18 protein-coding genes are annotated in these 19006 nt (G+C 55.7%); 9 read left to right on the top strand and 9 right to left on the bottom strand.

Going from position 1 to position 19006, the window contains the following annotated elements; all coding sequences use genetic code 11:
• Positions 1–77 precede the first annotated feature (77 nt).
• The 3 genes from B3X29_RS06440 to B3X29_RS06430 all read right to left on the bottom strand — a co-directional run bounded on the left by B3X29_RS06440 (position 78) and on the right by B3X29_RS06430 (position 4025).
• On the bottom strand, positions 78–1628 hold the full coding sequence (locus tag B3X29_RS06440) for a methyl-accepting chemotaxis protein (protein ID WP_159338892.1): 1551 nt from the start codon (positions 1626–1628) through the stop codon (positions 78–80).
• A 206-nt stretch (positions 1629–1834) separates the two neighbouring features.
• Complete coding sequence (locus tag B3X29_RS06435; RefSeq protein ID WP_290513034.1) at positions 1835–3058, bottom strand: diguanylate phosphodiesterase; 1224 nt, start codon at positions 3056–3058, stop codon at positions 1835–1837.
• Positions 3059–3275: 217 nt separating this feature from the next.
• Positions 3276–4025: an SDR family oxidoreductase gene (locus B3X29_RS06430; RefSeq protein WP_159338888.1), complete on the bottom strand. Its 750-nt coding sequence runs from the start codon at positions 4023–4025 to the stop codon at positions 3276–3278.
• A gap of 125 nt (positions 4026–4150) precedes the next feature.
• Here B3X29_RS06430 and B3X29_RS06425 point away from each other — a divergent pair, with 125 nt between their 5' ends.
• Entirely contained in the window at positions 4151–5056 is a 906-nt protein-coding gene (locus tag B3X29_RS06425; RefSeq protein ID WP_159338886.1) for a LysR family transcriptional regulator, read from the top strand.
• Between the two features lie 25 nt (positions 5057–5081).
• Here the strand turns inward: B3X29_RS06425 and B3X29_RS06420 are convergent, their stop codons facing one another.
• Entirely contained in the window at positions 5082–5510 is a 429-nt protein-coding gene (locus B3X29_RS06420) for an OsmC family protein (protein ID WP_103179616.1), read from the bottom strand.
• 364 nt (positions 5511–5874) lie between these two features.
• Between B3X29_RS06420 and bdm the strand changes: the two genes are divergently transcribed.
• From bdm to B3X29_RS06405, 3 genes are all read left to right on the top strand, one after another.
• The gene (bdm, locus tag B3X29_RS06415) at positions 5875–6090 is read left to right on the top strand and encodes a biofilm-dependent modulation protein (protein WP_139565102.1); all 216 of its coding nucleotides are present in this window, start codon (positions 5875–5877) and stop codon (positions 6088–6090) included.
• Positions 6091–6170: 80 nt separating this feature from the next.
• The gene (gene sra, locus B3X29_RS06410) at positions 6171–6308 is read left to right on the top strand and encodes a stationary-phase-induced ribosome-associated protein (RefSeq protein WP_103179617.1); all 138 of its coding nucleotides are present in this window, start codon (positions 6171–6173) and stop codon (positions 6306–6308) included.
• Between the two features lie 177 nt (positions 6309–6485).
• Positions 6486–8183, top strand: a complete 1698-nt coding sequence (locus B3X29_RS06405) for an NAD-dependent malic enzyme (protein WP_103179618.1) — start codon at positions 6486–6488, stop codon at positions 8181–8183.
• Between the two features lie 52 nt (positions 8184–8235).
• Here the strand turns inward: B3X29_RS06405 and B3X29_RS06400 are convergent, their stop codons facing one another.
• Positions 8236–9438, bottom strand: coding sequence for an MFS transporter (locus tag B3X29_RS06400; protein ID WP_159338884.1), 1203 nt, complete (start codon positions 9436–9438; stop codon positions 8236–8238).
• A gap of 349 nt (positions 9439–9787) precedes the next feature.
• Here B3X29_RS06400 and B3X29_RS06395 point away from each other — a divergent pair, with 349 nt between their 5' ends.
• The gene (locus tag B3X29_RS06395) at positions 9788–11497 is read left to right on the top strand and encodes an ABC-F family ATP-binding cassette domain-containing protein (RefSeq protein WP_159338882.1); all 1710 of its coding nucleotides are present in this window, start codon (positions 9788–9790) and stop codon (positions 11495–11497) included.
• Positions 11498–11533: 36 nt separating this feature from the next.
• Here the strand turns inward: B3X29_RS06395 and B3X29_RS06390 are convergent, their stop codons facing one another.
• A complete protein-coding gene (locus B3X29_RS06390; protein ID WP_159338881.1) occupies positions 11534–12133 on the bottom strand; it encodes an inorganic diphosphatase in 600 nt (199 codons plus the stop codon).
• A gap of 267 nt (positions 12134–12400) precedes the next feature.
• Between B3X29_RS06390 and adhP the strand changes: the two genes are divergently transcribed.
• From adhP to B3X29_RS06375, 3 genes are all read left to right on the top strand, one after another.
• The gene (adhP, locus tag B3X29_RS06385) at positions 12401–13411 is read left to right on the top strand and encodes an alcohol dehydrogenase AdhP (protein ID WP_103179622.1); all 1011 of its coding nucleotides are present in this window, start codon (positions 12401–12403) and stop codon (positions 13409–13411) included.
• Positions 13412–13653: 242 nt separating this feature from the next.
• Entirely contained in the window at positions 13654–14247 is a 594-nt protein-coding gene (locus tag B3X29_RS06380) for a TetR/AcrR family transcriptional regulator (protein WP_159338878.1), read from the top strand.
• Between the two features lie 74 nt (positions 14248–14321).
• On the top strand, positions 14322–14921 hold the full coding sequence (locus tag B3X29_RS06375) for an NAD(P)H-dependent oxidoreductase (protein ID WP_159338877.1): 600 nt from the start codon (positions 14322–14324) through the stop codon (positions 14919–14921).
• A gap of 108 nt (positions 14922–15029) precedes the next feature.
• Here the strand turns inward: B3X29_RS06375 and araJ are convergent, their stop codons facing one another.
• Positions 15030–16205 carry an MFS transporter AraJ gene (gene araJ, locus B3X29_RS06370; protein ID WP_156654499.1) on the bottom strand — a complete coding sequence of 392 codons (1176 nt, stop codon included), beginning with the start codon at positions 16203–16205 and terminating at the stop codon, positions 15030–15032.
• 200 nt (positions 16206–16405) lie between these two features.
• Between araJ and ppk2 the strand changes: the two genes are divergently transcribed.
• A complete protein-coding gene (ppk2, locus tag B3X29_RS06365; protein WP_156654500.1) occupies positions 16406–17224 on the top strand; it encodes a polyphosphate kinase 2 in 819 nt (272 codons plus the stop codon).
• 241 nt (positions 17225–17465) lie between these two features.
• Here ppk2 and fdnI read toward each other — a convergent pair whose 3' ends face one another.
• On the bottom strand, positions 17466–18122 hold the full coding sequence (gene fdnI / locus B3X29_RS06360; protein ID WP_159338876.1) for a formate dehydrogenase-N subunit gamma: 657 nt from the start codon (positions 18120–18122) through the stop codon (positions 17466–17468).
• Positions 18115–18999, bottom strand: a complete 885-nt coding sequence (gene fdxH / locus B3X29_RS06355) for a formate dehydrogenase subunit beta (RefSeq protein WP_159338875.1) — start codon at positions 18997–18999, stop codon at positions 18115–18117. The genes fdnI and fdxH overlap by 8 nt, the downstream gene beginning before the upstream one ends.
• Positions 19000–19006: the final 7 nt, after the last annotated feature.

Raw genomic sequence — 19006 nt, 5'->3', positions numbered from 1 at the left:
CTGCGCCTTACCCGGCCTACGAACGATAAAACTGCAGGCCCGGCAAGCGCAGCGCTGCCGGGCAATCAGACATTGCCTTATGCTGGTTCCGGAAGGCGGAAGCTGGCAATACTTTGGGTGAGGTGTCTGGCTTGCTCTTCCAGCGAAGCCGCTGCCGCCGCAGACTCCTGCACCAGCGCGGCGTTCTGCTGGGTCACGCCATCCATTTCGGTCACGGCCTGCCCTACCTGACCAATGCCGCGGCTCTGCTCTTCGGACGCCACCTGAATCTGTTCCATCAGCGCGTTGACTTTGTTCACCGAGGTGATGATGGCATGAATGACCTCACCCGAGCGATTCACCAGCTGCGAACCGTTTTTCACGCTGGAAACCGACTGGGCGATGAGGTTCTCAATATCCTTCGCCGCCACGGCGCTTTTCTGCGCCAGAGTGCGCACTTCAGTCGCCACCACCGCAAATCCACGCCCCTGAGTTCCGGCGCGCGCCGCTTCAACGGCGGCATTCAGCGCCAGAATGTTGGTCTGGAAGGCGATGCTGTTAATGACGCTGGTGATATCTTCGATGCGCTGAGAGTTGGCGGCGATGGTGTTCATGGTTTCGATCACCTCGCGGGTCACGGCCTCCCCGGTACGGGCGTTGTTCACCGCATCCTGCACCAGCTTACCTGCCTGGTTGACGTTCTCGGTATTATTGGCAACCGTCGCGCTCAGCTGCTCCATGCTGGCGGCCGTTTCCGTCAGGGCGGCAGCCTGCTGCTCGGTACGGGAAGCCAGGTCGATATTGCCGGAGGCAATCTCCTGCGAGGCGTGGTTAACGGTATGGCAGGCGGCACGTACCTGAGAGACGGTATCCAGCAGGGCCAGACGCATCTCCTCCATCGAGCCCATCAGCAGGTCGATCTCATTGTTCGATCCGGTTTTCTGCGGTACCGCTTCCGTTAATTTACCGGCGGCGATCTGACTGCAGTGCTCACGGGCAAGATGAATCGGCGCGAAGACAAACCGCTTCATCAGCACGCTCACCCCGACAATGACCACCACAAACAGGGCGGCAAAAGCAATAATGATGGTTAAGCCGGATGAAAACTGCGTCCGCGCATCATCATTTAACTGTTTCGCGTATTTCTGGTGCACCGATAGCACCTGATCGAGGACAATTTCGTACTGGCGGTCGAGGCCAGAAATCTGCGGGATCAGCGCATCAAACTTTGCCTTGTCATGGGCGGAAGCCGCCTCAATCAGCGGCACCAGGCCACGATCGCGGTAGGCCAGCCAGCCGTCATTATAGTTTTTCACCAGCGGCGCTTCGTCCGCCAGGCGGGGGGCGTCATTAAACGCGGCGAAGGCGCCATCGGCTTTGGTCAGAGCCAGCTTAACGGAGGCCAGCTTCTCATCGAGACCGGTGGTGTCGCCACTTTCCACCTGTTTCATATACTCCATAACCCGCACGCGCAGGGTACGGCTATGGTTAATGGGATCGATAATGGATAACACCACCTGAATCTCTTTATTCACGTTATCCAGGGAGTTGTTGCTTTTAATGGCCAGCCAGACGTTAGTTGCGGCACTGGCGACAAAGAAAAACAGCAGGGCAAGCAGGATGGCAAGAGACGACTTTTTTAATGACATAAATACCTCAGAAACAATACGGTCTGAGGTATTATCGGCAGCGCAAAATTAACATTGAGTTAAAGTTATTTATTAATAAAAAAGCCGAAAAAACATTAAATTTATTAAAATCACTGCATTACAAAATATTTGCTAATAATTTAACCTGCGAAGCATTGTAAATATTCAACTATTTACCCAATCCTTATTGCTGAATATTTAATCGCTCAGGAAAGGTGGCTGGACAACTGCGGCCAGTGGATCTCTCCTACCCCGTTTAATTTTGGCCGGGAGAAGAGAAAGCCCTGAAAACGCTTAATGCCAGCCGACTCCAGCCAGCACCACTCGTCGATCTTCTCAATGCCCTCGGCCACCAGCGCAATTTCAAGGTCTGTACAACAGCTGATAATCGACTTCACAATTGCCTGCTTCGGGCCGCTCAAATGGATGTCGCTGACAATCTCACGGTCGATTTTGAGCTTATCCGGCTGGAAACGGGTTAACAGCGACAGCCCGGCATACCCGGAGCCAAAATCATCGATCGCCAGGCCAATACCTGCCGCCCGAAGCTGCTTAATGGCGCTGTTAAACTGGTTGAACCCGGAGATCATTTCGTTTTCGGTGACTTCAATCACCACCTGCTCCGGCTGCAGGCCGTGGATGAGGATCTGGTCCATCAGAAAATCAACAGCACCAGGGACATTCACCAGCGACATCGGCAGCAGATTGACGGCGATTTTATGATTGCCGATGCCGATTTTCTCCGCCAGGGCAAAAGCATATGCCTTCGTCTGGAGATCCACTTCGTACATTTTGTCCTGATCGATGGCGCTAAAGAAGCGTTCCGGACTTCCTCCGTCGTTACCGCGAATTAACGCCTCCAGCGAGGAGATTTTCCCCTCGGTGGGTTCAATAATGGGTTGCAGGGCAAACTGGCAGACCTGATTTTCGATGAGCGCGTTGATGCCTTGCCCAAACGGGGCATGCTCCGGGGCCAGTCTCCATCTCTCCGGCAGGAAGACCGTCCGGTCGCGGGTGGGCTGTTCCCGGGTAATAAACGACTGAATAAACTTGAACACCCGATCCTGCGCTGCCAGATAGTAGTCCAGCTTGCTGTAGCGCAGCACCGATGAGAGCACCGATTTCTGGCTATCAACCAGCAGGTCGAAGAGTAGCATGCCGACATTTTCGAAGCGTCTGTGCGGGCCATAATCGCGCATCAGCTCTACCACGCTGTGATGGCGTTTGTCGCTACGGATCTTACAAAACAGTTTTTCAATGACCTCTTCCGATCCTTCAAGGATCTGCAAAAAGTCGACGCCGTTAAACAGCAAAATGCCCGCCACATCCAGGGCGGAATTCCGCTGCCTGGCTTTTTCAACAAGTGAAATAAGAGATAATGATTGGCAGGATGGATTTAACTGGCTTTTATAAATAAGAGTCGTCAGCACAGCTAGTGTTCCTGTTCGAATGTTAGGGCTTTTAAGCTATTGTTTAGCATAAATTACATTCGTGGCCTAATAGTATTACGAGGATATATTCAGAAAAGATCGATTCGGCTCAAAAATAATCAGTGTGAATGCTTATTGATGCTATAAAGTAGAGAAACATCCTTGTTGTTGCAGACAGACATGCCGTCCGCGGCACGTTCAGTCAGTCCTGTTTGCGTCAGATTTGCGCCATCCCGCCGTCCACAAACAGCTCGACGGCGTTGATGAAGCTGGCGGCATCGGAGGCGAGGAACGCCACCGCTTTCCCCACCTCTTCCGGCTCGCCAATACGCCCCATCGGTACCGTAGCGGCTAAGGCATCAAACAGCCCCTGCCGCTGATCTTCTGGCACCAGTTCTCCCAGCCCCGGGGTTTTAATCGGGCCCGGGCTGACCACGTTCACCCGGATACCGCGCCCCTGCAAATCCAGCGCCCAGGAGCGGGCGAAGTTTCTTACCGCCGCCTTGCTGGCGCTATAGACGCTGAAGTTAGCGGTACCTTTAATGGAGACCGTGGAGCCGGTCAGGATCACCGAGGCTTTGTCGGTCAGCAGCGGCAGCGCTTTTTGAACGGTAAACAGTACGCCGCGGACGTTGGTGGCAAAAATGCGGTCGAACTGTTCTTCGGTTATCGCCCCCAGAGGCAGCATATCGCCCCCGCCGGCGTTCGCGAACAGCACATCCAGCCGCCCGGACTGTTCGGCAATTTGGGCATAAACGGTATCAAGATCGGCGAGTACGGAGGCGTCGGCGCGAATGCCGGTGACCTGCCCGCCGAGGGTGGCGATGGCGTTGTCCAGCTCCGCCTGGCGGCGACCGGTGATATAGACCTTCGCCCCCTGGGCTTGCAGCTCTTTTGCCGTTGCCAGACCGATGCCGCTGGTGCCGCCGGTGACGAGTGCGATTTTACCTGTTAATGCTGTGTTCATTTTGCTTTTCCTTCCACATTGTTGGTGTGGAAGCACTGTAGCCCTTGCGGCATTAGTGAAAAATTAGCAAAAATGGAAATCACTTTTTCCCTGTGGGAATAATCTCTGTGGCGGAGCGCCCCTCTATGGATCAATTACAGGCCATGCGCGCCTTTACGCGCGTGGTAGAAACCGGCAGCTTTACCCGGGCGGCGGACTCACTGAATATGCCCATCGCCAGCCTCAGCAAGCTGGTGAAAGCGCTGGAGGCCCATCTGGACGTGCGGCTGCTGCAACGCACAACCCGCCGGGTGACGGCGACGCCAGAGGGCCAGGACTATTACGAAAAAGCCCGCCGGGTGCTGATTGATATCGAAGAGATAGACACTTCTTTCAGCCAGGCGAAACAGCAGCCCCAGGGGCACCTCCGCATCGATGTGGGCGGCTCTACGGCGCGAGACGTGCTGATCCCTGCGCTGCCGGATTTTATACGCCGCTACCCCGCTATCCGTATCGATCTTGGTGTGGCCGACCGGCCAGTGGATCTGATCAGCGGCAACGTGGACTGCGTTATCCGCGGCGGCGCGCTGGAGGACTCTTCGCTTATTGCCCGGCATATTGGCAATGCAGAGATGGTCACCTGTGCCACACCGGGCTATCTGAAGCAGTACGGGATCCCCGCTTATCCGGAGGAGCTGCGCAACGGCCATAAGCTGGTAAGTTACCTGTCGCCAGTAACCGGACGCGCCGTGCCGTTTCGCTTTACCCATGAGAATGAGATCCGCGACATTAATCTGGTGCATCATATAGGTGTGAACGAGAGCAACGGTCATCTGGCGGCAGCGGTGGCCGGGATGGGGATAATACAGACGTTTCGTTACTCAGCAGGCGCACTGCTGGAAGCGGGCACGCTGGTAGAGATCCTCGACAGGTGGCGCCCGCCGCACTACCCATTTTACGTGGTTTATCCGCAAAACCGGCATATGACGCATCGTCTGAGGATATTTATCGCGTGGCTGGCGGAGGTCTTTCCCGCCGCGGTGAAGGGATAGCCGGGCGCAACGCCCGGCAGGACAATCAGTTCAGCTGATAGTCGAGGGTGATTTCCGCTTTCAGCAGCTGTGAAACCGGGCATCCCGCTTTCGCTTTCTGGATAATGCCGTCAAACTGCTGCGGGTCGATGCCCGGAACGGTTACTTTGCTCTGCAGAGCGACTTTGCTGATGGTAAAACCGCTGTCGGTTTTATCCAGAGAGACATCTGCATTGGTATCAATGGAATCCGCAGTATAGCCCGCCTCACCCAGCATCAACGACAGGGCCATAGAGAAACAGGCCGCATGCGCAGCACCAATCAACTCTTCCGGGTTGGTGCCTTTTTCCCCTTCAAAGCGGGTATTGAAGCCGTAAGGTTGCTGATTAAGAACGCCGCTCTCAGTCGAAACCGTCCCCTTGCCGCGTTTAATATCACCAGACCAGTGTGCTGAACCGTGCTTATGAATTGTCATTCTTGCTCTCCTTGTTGGCTTACAAAGCCTTCAGTATAGACCACGCTGAAGAGAGAGCCCGAAAGTGTGATATATCAGGATTAATCTGTGAAATCGGAGAGGTTATGACTATTGCAACCAGGATTTTTCCGTGTAATTTAAATCTGTCTTCAATAATATTTAATTCGGGGCCAACTGACACAGGATTATTTTTAAGGAGTCTAAAGAATATATTCTATTTTCTAAGATCATGAAAAAGCATGATTTTATGACAGCAATATTTCTGAGAGGATTCTTAAACACAGCGGCAAAAATATTTGTCATTCTGAATATCACGATGTTTTTGCGAGCCGGACCATTAAACAGAAAACGACACGGAGGCAACATGTTTAATTATTATTCTGCAAATACGACATCCGCACAGCCGGAATTGGTTAACGCTATCGCACAGGGTTTACGCGCTGAAATGGGCGCGGTCACTGAAGATGACATTTTAATGGAACTGACAAAGTGGGTAGAAGCCTCAGACAATGACATCCTCAGTGATATCTACCAGCAAACCATTAACTACGTCGTAAGCGGCCAGCACGACAGTTTCTGAAAACCTGCTATGCTGGAGAGGCAACCTTAAGGGTTATATTTCGATCACCTTATCACTATCAACAGGATGGAGGAGTCAATATGAAATCGAACCGTCAGGCACGCCATATTCTGGGAATGAACTACAAGGTGTCTAACCAGCGCAAAGTGGTCATTGAGGGAGGCAGCGAAACGCAGGTCACCCACGCCACCGGCAGAAAACGCCAGCAACCAAAGTAAGTTCTCCCTAAAGATCCCCGACACCATCGGCAAAACCGATGGTGTTTTTATTTGTATGTTGCAGTTTTTAACATTCACCTCCTCTATACTATGCGCCTGACATCCCCTGCGGGCACGACAGCGACAATGATCAACACCAGTGCCAGGGACGGATTTCCAAAAAATTAAGTGAGTAACATGGACAACAAAGCCAAAAAAAATCGCTCCCTCTATATTCCTTACGCCGGTCCGGTACTGCTGGAGTTTCCCCTCCTGAACAAGGGCAGCGCCTTCAGCATGGAAGAGCGCAGCAACTTCAACCTGCTGGGCCTGCTGCCGGAAGTGGTCGAAACCATTGAAGAACAGGCCGAACGCGCGTGGATCCAGTACCAGGGATTCAAAACCGAGATCGATAAACATATCTACCTGCGCAATATCCAGGACACCAACGAAACCCTCTTCTACCGCCTGGTGCAAAACCATCTCGACGAGATGATGCCGGTGATCTACACCCCAACCGTCGGCGCCGCCTGCGAACGTTTCTCGGAAATCTATCGCCGCTCACGGGGCGTGTTTATCTCCTATCAGAACCGTCACAACATGGATGACATTCTGCAGAACGTCTCCAACCATAACATCAAAGTGATCGTCGTAACCGACGGGGAACGTATTCTGGGACTCGGCGATCAGGGGATCGGCGGAATGGGCATTCCGATCGGTAAGCTGTCGCTCTACACCGCCTGCGGCGGCATCAGCCCGGCCTACACCCTGCCGGTGGTACTGGATGTGGGTACCAATAACCAGCAGTTGCTCAACGATCCGCTCTATATGGGCTGGCGCCACCCGCGCATCACCGACGACGAGTACTATCAGTTCGTGGATGATTTCATCCAGGCGGTAAAACACCGCTGGCCGGACGTATTGCTTCAATTTGAAGATTTCGCCCAGAAAAACGCCATGCCGCTGCTGAATCGCTATCGCGACGAAATCTGCTCCTTTAATGATGATATTCAGGGCACCGCAGCGGTAACGGTCGGCACGCTGATTGCGGCCAGCCGCGCGGCGGGCAACCAGCTCAGCTACCAGAAGATCGTCTTCCTCGGCGCCGGTTCCGCCGGGTGCGGCATTGCCGAGCAGATCATCGCCCAGACCCAGCGCGAAGGGCTCAGCGAAGAGCTGGCGCGTTCCCGCGTCTTTATGGTCGACCGCTTCGGCCTGCTGACCGACGCCATGCCGAACCTGTTGCCGTTCCAGACCAAACTGGTGCAAAAGCGCGAGAACCTCAAAAACTGGGATACCGATAACGAAGTGCTTTCACTGCTGGATGTGGTCCGCAACGTGAAGCCGGACATTCTGATCGGCGTTTCCGGCCAGACCGGGCTCTTCACGGAAGAGATCATCCGCGAGATGCATAAATACTGCGCCCGCCCAATCGTGATGCCGCTGTCGAACCCGACCTCGCGCGTGGAAGCCACCCCGCAGGACATCATCGCCTGGACCGAAGGCAATGCGCTGGTCGCCACCGGCAGCCCGTTTGCGCCAGTGGTCTGGAAGGACAAAATCTACCCCATCGCCCAGTGCAACAACTCCTATATCTTCCCGGGGATTGGCCTTGGCGTTATCGCCTCGGGTGCCTCGCGCATCACCGATGAGATGCTGATGTCCGCCAGCGAAACCCTGGCGAAGCACTCTCCGCTGGTCAATAACGGTGAAGGGCTGGTTCTGCCGGAACTGAAGGATATTCACGTGGTGTCGAAAGCGATCGCTTTTGCGGTGGGTAAGATGGCGCAGCAGCAAGGGGTGGCGGTGAAAACCTCTGCTGACGCCCTGCAGCAGGCGATTGACGAGAACTTCTGGAAGCCGGAATACCGCAGCTACCGTCGGACTTCGATCTAACCTCCTGCATCGCCGGGCGGCGCTTACGCTTGCCCGGCGAACCGACCGCACCTTACCTGCCCCGCGTCACCCACCAGAACACCAGCGCCAGCAGGCTGACCATCGCCCCCAGCAAACAGACCCCCTGCCAGCCCAGATGAGCCCAGGTAAAAGTGGTGCCAATCGCCCCCAGCCCGCTGCCGACGGCGTAAAACAGCATATAGAGGCCAACCAGCCGACTGTGCGCCTCTGGCCGGGTGCGAAAGATCAGGCTCTGATTGGTGACATGCAATGCCTGACCGCCCAGATCGAGCAACACGATGCCGATCACCAGCGCCCACAGCGACACCTCCATCAGCGACAGCGGCCACCAGGCAAGCAGCAGCGCCAGAAGCGCCATCGCGCTGGTGCGTTGCGCCAGTCCCCGGTCGGCCCACTGCCCGGCCCGCGCTGCGGCAAGGGCACCAATTACCCCAACCAGCCCAAACGCGCCAACGGCGGTATGGGAGAAATTAAAGGGTGGCGCGCTCAGGGGCAATACCAACGCGCTCCAGAAAATGTTGAACGCTGCAAACATCAGCAGCGCCAGAATGCCCCTGACCTGTAAGACCTTTTCCTGACGAAGCAGCGTCACCATTGAGGCGAGCAGACGCGGATAGCTGAGCGTACCGCTAACCGCGGGTGTGGCAGGTAGCCCTCGCAGCAGGGGGATCGCAAGCATTAGCATCAGGCCCGCTGCGCAGAAATAGACCCCGCGCCAGCCCGCGAGATCACTCACGCTCCCGGCGAAAACCCTCGCCAGCAGTAAACCAATAAACACTCCGCCCTGCGCCGCCCCCACCACACGCCCCTGCTCGTGAGACGCAGCCGCATTCGCCGCATAAGCGATCAACCCCTGGGTCATCGCCGTACCGAGCAGGCCGACAGCCAGCATCGCCGTCAGCAGCACAGGCGCGGATTGTGCCATCCCCACCGCCACCAGCACGGCCACCAGTGCCAGAAGCTGGATGATCATCAATCGACGGCGATCCATCCCGTCGCCCAACGGCACCAGAAAGAGCAGCGCCAGCGCACAACCGGCCTGGGTAGCAGTGACAACGCCGCCGACCGCCGCCTGGCTGATAGCAAAATCCTGCGCCAGCGCATCCAGCAGCGGTTGTGCGAAATAGACATTCGCCACGCTCATTCCGCTGGCGATTGCGAAGAGCCATACCAGGCTACGCGACAGACCCGCAGGTTTCGCCTCCCCTGTCGATAACGCCATTTCCACTTTCATGCTCTCACATCCTCTCAATTGGTTTTAAAGTAAAACCAAATAAAGGCTAGATGATGTGGTTTTAAAATGCAACCAACTAACATTCCTTGCTGAAAGACACCTTCCCCGCTACACTCGCTTCATCCATCAACCCACTGAATAAAAAGGAGGCTAATTATGCTGTGCAATGAAATCTTTGATATTTCATTCCACCTTGGTGATCGCACCTGCTCAAGCGTTATCGGTTTCGTGCTGCGATAACTTCGGCTTGAGCGAAGACACCTAAGACATCCCTTCTCTCGGGCTTACCGGGTTATCGTCAGCGTTGATTGACGAGGCATTTCCATGCCTGTAACTCTTGAGTAAGCAAATGAGCACATTACTGACTGCACTTTCTCTTCGTGTTGATACCGCCTTTGACACGCTGTTTAACGACCTCACCTTTAGCCTGAAAAAAGGCGACCGCATTGGTCTGCTGGGCGATAACGGCTGCGGCAAAAGTACCCTGCTGAAGATCCTCGATGGCACCGAAACGCCGCTTTCCGGCACGGTGGCGCTGGCCGGCCACTGCCTGATGGCGCGGGTGGAACAGCATCTTCCGGAGACGATCTATCCGTTAACCATGCTGGATGCGGTGCTGGCGCAGCTGCCGGTAGCCGAGCGTGAAAGCCTGCGCTGGCGGGCAGAAACGCTGCTGGCGAGCATGGGCTTTACCCCGGACGATATGGCGTTGCCCTCGGCGACCCTCAGCGGCGGCCAGCATACCCGTCTGCTGCTGGCGCGGGCGCTGATTAGCGAGCCGGATCTGCTCCTGCTCGATGAACCCAGCAACCACCTGGATCTGCCTACGCTGCTGTGGCTGGAACAGTTCCTCCAGCGCTGGTCCGGCAGCTTTGTGCTGGTGTCTCACGACAGACAGCTCCTGGATGCCGTTACCAACGGCAGTTGGATCCTGCGCGACAAAACGCTGCACTACTTCGCCCTTCACTGCACCCGCGCGCGTCAGGCGCTGGCAGAGAAAGACGAGAGCGACGCCCTGCGCCATAAAGCGGAACAAAAGGAGATCGACCGGGTCACCGCCAGCGCGAAACGGCTGGCGACCTGGGGCAAGGTCTACGACAACGAAGATCTGGCTCGCAAAGCCAAACAGATGGAGCGCCAGGTAGAGCGGCTGAAGGAGAGCCAGACGGCGCTGACCTCGGGCAGCCCCTGGACCTTAACCCTGCGCGGCGATGCCCTGCGGGCCGACCGTCTGCTGGAGATCGACAGGCTGGGTGTGGCGCCTGCTCCAGGGCTGCCGACGCTCTTCTCGGTAGAAAACGTCCGCTTAAAAAGCGGCGATCGGGTCGCCATTGTCGGGCGTAACGGCTGCGGTAAATCCTCGTTAATGCGGCTTATCTGGCAGCAGATTATCGCCAGTGCAAGCCACGCCGGATTGACTATCCATCCGCGCGTGACGCTGGGCTATTACGACCAGACCCTGCATCAGCTGGCGGATGACGCCACGCTGATTGATGCTCTGGAGCCCTTCGCTCCGAACATCCAGGATCGCAAGATGGCGCTGATCTCCGCCGGGTTCGCCTGGGCGCGTCACGGGCAAAAGGTCAGCACCCTCAGCGGCGGAGAGCGTTCGCGCCTGCTCTTTATTGGCCTGACGCTGGCCCGCTTCAGTCTGCTGATGCTTGATGAGCCAACCAACCATCTGGATATGGAAGGCAAAGAGGCGCTGGCGGAGACGCTACAACAGTTTGAAGGCGGCGTGCTGCTGGTCAGCCACGATCGGCAGTTAATCAGTCAGAGTTGTAACCGCTTCTGGCTGATAGAAAAGGGCCAACTCAGCGAATGGCACGATGCCGACGCGGTGTTTGCCCGGCTGCGTGAGGAGAGCGGATTACAAGCCCAACCGGTCCCCGCTACCCCGTGCGTCAGCCAGGCTGAACCCGCTGACGATCTGTTGGAGCGGCTGATAATGCTGGAGAGACTGCTGGAAGAGGATCTGCTGCGTAAGCCTAAACATCAGAAGCCGCAGCTTCAGGCGCAGTGGTTGGAGGAGATTGCCGCGCTGACGGCGCAGCTGTAGGAGATCGCCCGGCGGGTAGCCGCCGCCGGGCAATTTTTACTTCGGCTGACGGGTTTTCCAGGCATCCCATGCCTGTTTGATCTCCTGCTTCGCGGTGGCGGCATCGTTAAAGCCGTTCAGTTCCACCGACTTGCGCCCTTCCGGCAACTGCTTGTAGACGCGGAAGAACGACTCCAGGCGCTGCTGCTCAATCTTCGGCAGATCGCTCAGCTCTTTGATGTCGTCATAGGTCGGGTCAATTTTGCTGGCTGGCACCGCCACGATTTTGTCATCTTTCTCGCCGCCATCGATCATCTTCAGCACGCCAATGGCGCGGAGTTTAATCAGGGTGCCCGGGGCCATCGGCGCGCGGGTGTAGAAAATCACATCCAGCGGATCGCCATCCCCCGCCAGCGACTGGGTCAGCGAGCCGTAGTTTGCCGGGTAAGCCACCGGCATCGACTGGAAACGGTCGGCGATGATAAAGCCGGTTTTGGCGTCAGTTTCATACTTAATGATCCCGCCCGCCGGAATTTCGGTGACGGCGTAGAACTCTTCCGGGTTGTTGTCAGGCTGAGGGAATTCGAGGATGTTTTGCGCCTGTACGGAAGCGGACAAAAGAACGCTCACTGCGAGAAGTTTTTTTACCAGATGCATTGTCTTTTTAACTCTTCGGTTATTGAGAAGACAACACCTTACGGTCTGGTTATGTCAGAAACATTACACATTTACTGCAGAAATAATAACCACTCTATTATTATGCCCATTACTCATTTTGCGCGACCCGGGCCGCAAAAAATCAATTAAATTATTACATTATGTTGCTATGGCCTTGTCACAATCATTAAATAACCTAATCCTTAATGGGTATTTCGTTCTGTCGAACCTGCCCCGCAGATCCGCAATATGAAAATGGAGAAACATATGAAAGCTGCTGTCGTGACCAAAGACCATCAGGTAGAAGTGACCGAGAAAACCCTGCGCCCGCTGAAACATGGGGAAGCGCTGCTGAAGATGGACTGCTGCGGCGTCTGCCATACCGATCTTCACGTCAAAAACGGCGATTTTGGGGATAAAACCGGGGTGATCCTCGGGCATGAAGGCATTGGTGTGGTACAAGAGATTGGCCCGGGCGTCACCTCGCTCAAACCAGGGGATCGTGCCAGCGTGGCATGGTTTTTCGAAGGCTGTGGCCACTGCGAATACTGTAACTCCGGTAACGAAACCCTGTGCCGAAACGTGAAGAACGCCGGTTACTCTGTGGACGGTGGGATGGCGGAAGAGTGCATCGTCACCGCCGATTATGCGGTAAAAGTGCCGGACGGCCTGGACTCCGCCGCCGCCAGCAGTATCACCTGCGCCGGGGTAACCACCTATAAAGCGGTAAAAGTCTCTGAGATTAAGCCTGGCCAGTGGATCGCTATCTATGGCCTCGGCGGGCTGGGGAACCTTGCGCTGCAGTACGCCAAAAATGTGTTCAACGCCAAAGTGATTGCGGTTGATATCAATGATGAACAGCTGAAACTGGCCGAGAGTATGGGCGCCGATCTGGTGGTTAACTCCCGCACGGAGGATGCCGCGAAATTCATCCAGGAAAAAACCGGCGGCGCCCACGCTGCGGTGGTAACGGCGGTGGCGAAAGTGGCCTTTAACTCGGCGGTAGATGCCGTTCGTGCCGGTGGTCGCGTGGTGGCCGTTGGCCTGCCGCCGGAGTCAATGAGCCTTGATATTCCACGTCTGGTACTGGATGGCATTCAGGTGGTGGGCTCGCTGGTGGGCACCCGTCAGGATCTGACCGAAGCCTTCCAGTTCGCCGCCGAAGGCAAAGTGGTGCCGAAAGTGGCGCTGCGTCCGCTGGGGGATATCAACGCCATCTTTAAAGAGATGGAGCAAGGCCAGATCCGTGGCCGTATGGTGATTGATTTCCGGTCATAACTCTCGCATGCCCGGCGGCGCTTCGCTTGCCGGGCCTACGGCCACAACACCCCGCTAACCACTTCTGCACCGTAATATGAAACATATCCTGCCGCCGCGGTCCTCGCGAGCGTTAACCGTTTGATGTTAACCCAGAGAACCATTTGGTATGGAGCAACGAGACGGCGATATTATTGCAAAGCATACAGCCTCGCGAATAAACCGTGTAAACTACCTTTAGTAGGCACTGGCGCGAGGACAATATGGTCGTTAAACGGTTAAGAAAAGAGGATCGACGGGTACAGTTGCTGGAAGTGGCACGTGGGATCGTACGCCAGCAAGGCACCGAGGCACTGACGCTGGGCTATCTGGCCGAGCGGGCAAACGTCACCAAGCCCATTCCCTACGATCACTTCGGCGATCGTGAAGGGTTGTTGATGGCGCTGTATCAGGATTACAGCGATCGGCAGTTAAAAAAATTCCGTGAAACGCTGAATGTCGATAATAAAACGCTGGAAAATACCGTCAGTTTTTTCAGTGCCGCCTATATTGATTGCGCCATCAGCGCCGGGCCAGAGACAGGGCCTATCGCTGCTGCCCTGTCCGGCTCCCGGGCTCTTCTGACATTTCGGGAAGCCTGCGTTGCCGAATGTGCAGACTGCCTGCGCATGGCGCTCTCCCCTTATATCACCCTGAAAGGGGTGCAGGGTGAAGCGGCGCTGACGGCCATTATTGGTGCGGCGGAGGCGCTTAGTACCGCCGCGAGCAACGGGGTACTGGCCCGTAACGTCGCAGAAGATATGCTCTGCGGCGCGATGTTTGGCGTACTGAACACTTGTGCCGACAGCACAAAATGAGTGGTGTTGCCGGATTGACATTTAAGTTACCAATAGTAATATAAGTGACAGGTTAACTGCGTGCTGAGGTGGTTATGTCTGTAACACATGTCATAGATAATGCGCTGATCGTGACGGCTCATCCTGTCGAAAATTCGTTATCCCACACACTGGCGGCGCGAATTGCCGCCCGCTTACGTGAACAAGGTACGCAGGTCGAGATTGCCGATCTCCACGCTGAAGCCTTTACACCAGCAATGCTGCGTCCCGATCTTGCGCTGTATCACCGGGAGACCAGCGCCCCGCCTGCCGATATCCGGCGTGAACAACAGCGCGTGGAGCGGGCAGATATGCTGGTGTTTGTCTTCCCGATCTACTGGTGGTCCGTTCCGGGTCTGCTGAAAGGCTGGTTTGATCGGGTACTCACCCTGAACTGGGCGTACAAGGTAGCGGAAGATGGTCGGATTGTGGGTAACTTACGCGATGTACCGGTACGCCTTGTCGCGACGGCGGGCAGCGATCTCAAGGGCTTTGATAAACACGGCTATTCGACGGCGATACGAACCCAGTTAGTCGAAGGCGTTTTCGGCTTTTGCGGCCTGAAGAATGTCACGCTGGATATTCTTTACGAGGCAGACACTGCCTCGTCAGAGCAGGTTGAAAATTTCCTGAAAAACCTCGAAAGCGTGATGTGAGTGCTTTTTGCCCGGCGGCGCTTCGCTTCCCCGGCCTACAAAAGCCAGACCGGGGAAAACGTAGGCCCGTGCAAGCGCAGCGCCGCCGGGCAGCTGCGCGCACGTTGCTTAGGCTATCGCCTGTGCGTTAGCCTCTCCCCGCCGCGATTTCAGACGGCCATAAATCAATAGCGACGACATGGCGCAGAATGAAAGCAGCGCCGCCGGTAATGTGACGTAACTCCAGCTATAGCCCAGGGTAATCATCATCCCGCCAAAGTAAGCCCCAATGGCGCTACCGAGATTAAACGCCACCTGCCCGCCTGCCGCACCGAGCATCTCCCCGCCCTGCGCATTCTGCAGAAGGAGGATCTGCAACGGTGCCGACAACGCAAACAGCCCGGCACAGCAGATAAAGCCCATCACCAGCGAGGCCGCAGGGAATGCACCGAAGGCAAACAGCAGCAGCAGGGAGAGAACAATGACCAGATCGGTGAAGGCTGCAATCCGCAGCGGGCTGTAGCGCCCGGACAGTTTGCCGCTAAAGAGATTCCCCAGCACCATGCCGAGCCCCATCAGCATCATGATCGCGGTCATGACCCCTTCGGAAAAGCCCGACACGTTGATCATGAACGGCTTAACGAAGCTGAACCAGGCGAAGACCCCAGCGTTGCCGAACATGGTGGCGGCAAAGATAAACCAGGGCTCCGGCTTTTTCAGAAAGAGAAACTGCTCCCGTAGACGGGTCTGCGTCTTATCGAACGTTTGCGGCACCCACAGGGCGACAGAGAGCAGCACCAGCAGATTGAATGCAGCAATCAGAAAGAAGGTATAGCGCCAGCTGAACTGGTGCCCAAGCCAGGTGCCAAGCGGTACGCCGGCAAGATTGGCGACCGTCATCCCGGCAATCATCCCCGCTACCGCCAGCGTCACTTTGCCCGGGGGCGCAATGCGGGAGAGAAGAATGGTGCCGACGCCGAAGAACGCACCGTGTGGAAAGCCGGAGACCAGCCGTCCGATCGCCAGCATGGTGTATGAGCTGGAGAAAGTAAAAATCGCATTGCCGATCAGACAGAGTGTTACCAGAAACAACAGAATGGTTTTAAGCGAAAACTTGCTGGAAAAGAGCGCGATAATCGGCGCGCCAATCACTACCCCGAAGGCATAAAATGAGATCATATTCCCGGCAGAGGGAATGGTAATGCCCACATCCCGCGCCAGCTCGGTTAATACACCCATAATGCCAAATTCGGCCATCCCCAGACCGAACGTGCCAAGCGCTAACGAAAACACCGTCTTTTTCATACCACAGCCACTTGTTAAAAAATTGCGACAGACATTATTGAACAATCTTGTATGGTGAGCCAGTTCAAATCGCGCCGCTGGCAGCTTCATCCATTATTTCGGGTGGGGTGTGAATATTTTCCACCAATCCCCCTGTCGGTGATTACACTTCAAAGTGTTATGTCACTCCGTCCCGGCAGAATCCCTGAAAGGAACGCATCATGGCAGATAAAAAGAAAAGCAAACCCGTTGCGACTAACACGCCTCCCGTCCCCCTTAAACGCAAGGAGTATGAAAAAGAGCTGCATCGCCTGCATGAGGAGCTGGTAACGCTTCAGCGCTGGGTAGTGAGTAAGGGCCTGAAGGTGTGCGTCGTCTTTGAAGGCCGCGACGGCGCCGGCAAAGGGGGCACGATCAAAGCTCTGACAGAGCGCGTCAGCCCGCGCGTATTCCGGGTGGTGGCGCTGCCCGCCCCGACGGAAAAAGAGAAAAGCCAGCTCTACTTCCAGCGCTACGTCCCGCATCTGCCCTCGGCGGGGGAAATCGTGATTTTCGACCGCAGCTGGTACAACCGCGCGGGGGTGGAACGGGTAATGGGGTTCTGTACGGAAGAGCAGGTAGAGAAATTCCTCGACGGTGCGCCCATCATTGAAAAAGCGATGGTCGATGCGGGCATTATTCTCATTAAATACTGGCTGGAAGTGACGCCTAAAGAGCAGGAGCGTCGTCTGCGCGACCGCATTAACGACGGGCGGAAAACCTGGAAGCTCTCCCCAATGGACATTAAATCCTTCACCCGCTGGGATGATTACACCGAAGCGCGCGATGCGATGTTCGCCGCCACCGACACCGCCTGGGCCCCGTGGTTTGTCGCCCGCTCCGAAGATAAAAAGCGCGTGCGGCTGAATATTATCTCGCATCTGCTGTCGCAGATTCCCTATAAAGATATTCCAGAAGAACCGGTGAAATTACCGAAACGAAAAATTGGCAAAATTAAGCCGACCGCTTATCCGTTCCGTTATATTAAAGAGAAGTTCTGATTATCGCCCTCCCGGTTCTTTATCGGGAGGATGCAATTTAATTATTACAGACGAAGCTAAATTGTCTTTATTCTTCAGGATGGATATGACATTGCCCGTAAAGAAGAACTAACTCATCGAAACAAGTATTAAGGAAAAGAACGCCGGTAAGGAGCATTAAACCCGCTCCGGAAAACCGTCCGGAGCGGGGTTCTTCCCCGTAGGCCCGCGCAAGCGCAGCGCCGCCGGGCAACAGAGCACCTTACTTCATCCCTTCACTCACATCTTTTTGCGCTTCCATACGCTCTACATCCCGATACCAGCGAGGATGGTGTTTCTGCGCCCAGCGGCGGCTCACCTTCCCTTCGATCATCCCTTTAATCGAGCCTTTAACCCAGAACGCCATATACATATGGATCAGAATGGCGTGGATCAAAATAATGGCCGAGGTCGCATGGATCAGCAGGCTATAGCGCACCACCTGCATCGGGAAATACTGGGCAAAGTACGGACGCCAGATAATGACGCCGGTCACCAGCAGCACAAAAATCATGCTCATGATGGTCCAGAACATCATCTTCTGCCCGGCATTGTATTTACTCACTCGCGCAACTTTATGCTCGTTGCCCTTCAGCACCTCAACAATACCCTTCAGCCAGGGAATATCCTGCTTGTCCGGGATGTTGTGATGCACAAAACGCACAAACATAAACATCAGCGCCACGAAGATCAGCACCCCGAAGAACGGATGCAGAATACGGCCCATCTGCGGGGTGCCGAAGGTCTCCGTCAGCCATTGCAGGGTTGGGAAGAAGAACGAAATCCCCGACAATGACACCAGGAAGAAACAGATCACCACCGTCCAGTGACAGGCGCGGTCGATAAACTTCGTGCGCACAATCATTTTCGATTTAGTCATGATGTTCCTCCTCATCGTCATCCACCTCTTTATTCGGCCCGATACCCACGTAGTGATAAATCAACCCGGCAAAGGTGGCGATAAAGCCCGCCGCAGAGAGCGGCTTCAGCGCCCCTTTCCACAGATTGATGGAGGTATCGATCGCCGGGTCCTTCGGCAGGTTGTGATACAGCGCCGGCTGGTCGAGATGGTGCAGAACATACATCACGTGCGTCCCGCCCACCCCTTGCGGGTTGTAAATGCCCGCGTTGGGATAGCCGCGCGCTTTCAGCTTATCGACCCGCTGCTGCGCCACCTCCAGCATCTCCTTCTTGGTGCCAAAGTGGATGGCCCCGGTCGGACAGGTCTTCACGCAGGCGGGCTCCTGGCCGACGCTGACGCGATCCACGCACAGGGTGCATTTGTAGACCCGGTTATCCTCTTTATTGAGGCGCGGCACGTTGAACGGACACCCGGCGATACAGTATCCGCAGCCGATGCAGTTCTCTTGCTGAAAATCGACGATACCGTTGGCGTACTGAATGATCGCCCCGGCAGACGGACAGGCCTTCAGACAGCCCGGATCCTCGCAGTGCATACAGCCGTCTTTACGGATCAGCCACTCCAGCTTGCCGTTCTGATCGGTTTCGCTAAAGCGCATCACCGTCCAGGATTTGGCGCTCAGATCCGCCGGGTTATCGTAAACCCCAACGCAATGCCCTACCTCGTCGCGGATATCGTTCCACTCGGAACAGGCCACCTGGCAGGCTTTGCAGCCCACGCAGGAGGAGACATCGATAAGCTTTGCCACTTCCGCTTTGTAATCCCGCGCACGAGGCGCGGGGGTAAAGCCGTTAGTGGCGGAGCGTTTGATGACGTCTTGTGTTTCCATCGACATTTATTCG

The sequence above is a fragment of the Leclercia sp. UBA5076 genome, from assembly GCF_002416465.1.
Taxonomy (GTDB): Bacteria; Pseudomonadota; Gammaproteobacteria; order Enterobacterales; family Enterobacteriaceae; genus Enterobacter.
Note: the sequence above shows the minus strand (reverse complement) of the source record. Positions and strands in the feature narration are given on the sequence as shown.